1 protein-coding gene is annotated in these 1,199 nt (G+C 53.7%); it reads right to left on the bottom strand.

The window, feature by feature from the left end:
• Nucleotides 1-147: 147 nt before the first annotated feature.
• Nucleotides 148-1,128: an IS5-like element ISKpn26 family transposase gene (locus FHC51_RS22500; protein WP_220436758.1), complete on the bottom strand. Its 981-nt coding sequence runs from the start codon at nt 1,126-1,128 to the stop codon at nt 148-150.
• Nucleotides 1,129-1,199 lie beyond the last annotated feature (71 nt).

The following is a 1,199-nucleotide window of genomic DNA, read 5'->3' as shown; positions in this document are numbered from 1 at the left end:
GGAAGGTGCGAATAAGCAGGTCATTTCTTCCCAAGCTGACTCGCTGATTAAAATTTCGCGGATCTGGGCCGATTTTTTTCCCGCAAACACATCGAATCAGCCTATTTAGGCTATTTTTTCCACCATTTCTGGCGTTATTTCCGGTTTTTACTGAGATCTCTCCCACTGACGTATCATTTGGTCCACCCGAAACAGGTTGGCCAGGGTGAATAACATCGCCAGTTGGTTATCGTTTTTCAGCAGCCCCTTGTATCTGGCTTTCACGAAGCCGAACTGCCGCTTGATGATGCGAAACGGTTGCTCCACCCTGGCACGGATGCTGGCTTTCATGTATTCGATGTTGATGGCCGTTTTGTTCTTGCGCGGATGCTGCTTCAAGGTTTTTACCCTGCCGGGACGCTCGGCGATCAGCCAGTCCACATCCACCTCGGCCAGCTCCTCGCGCTGTGGCGCTCCTTGGTAGCCGGCATCGGCTGAGACAAATTGCTCCTCTCCATGAAGCAGATTACCCAGCTGATTGAGGTCATGCTCGTTGGCCGCGGTGGTGACTAGGCTGTGGGTCAGGCCACTCTTGGCATCGACACCAATGTGGGCCTTCATGCCAAAGTGCCACTGATTGCCTTTCTTGGTCTGATGCATCTCCGGATCGCGTTGCTGCTCTTTGTTCTTGGTAGAGCTGGGTGCCTCAATGATGGTGGCATCCACCAAAGTGCCTTGGGTCATCATGACGCCTGCTTCGGCCAGCCAGCGATTGATGGTCTTGAACAATTGACGGGCCAGTTGATGCTGCTCGAGCAGGTGGCGGAAATTCATGATGGTGGTGCGATCCGGCAGGGCGCTATCCAGGGATAATCGGGCAAACAGGCGCATGGAGGCGATTTCGTACAGGGCATCTTCCATGGCACCGTCGCTCAGGTTGTACCAATGCTGCATGCAGTGAATACGCAGCATGGTCTCCAGCGGATAGGGCCGTCGGCCATTGCCCGCCTTGGGATAAAACGGCTCGATGACAGCGGTCATATTCTGCCATGGCAGAATCTGCTCCATGCGGGAGAGGAAAATCTCTTTTCGGGTCTGACGGCGCTTAGTGCTGAATTCACTATCGGCGAAGGTGAGTTGATGGCTCATGATGTCCCTCTGGGATGCGCTCCGGATGAATATGATGATCTCATATCAGGAACTTGTTCGCACCTTCCCTA

The sequence above is a fragment of the Leclercia sp. EC_58 genome, assembly GCF_019584355.1.
In the GTDB taxonomy this organism is placed as follows: Bacteria; Pseudomonadota; Gammaproteobacteria; order Enterobacterales; family Enterobacteriaceae; genus Enterobacter.
The sequence above is the reverse complement of the archived record's forward strand: the minus strand, read 5'-3'. Positions and strand labels throughout refer to the sequence as shown.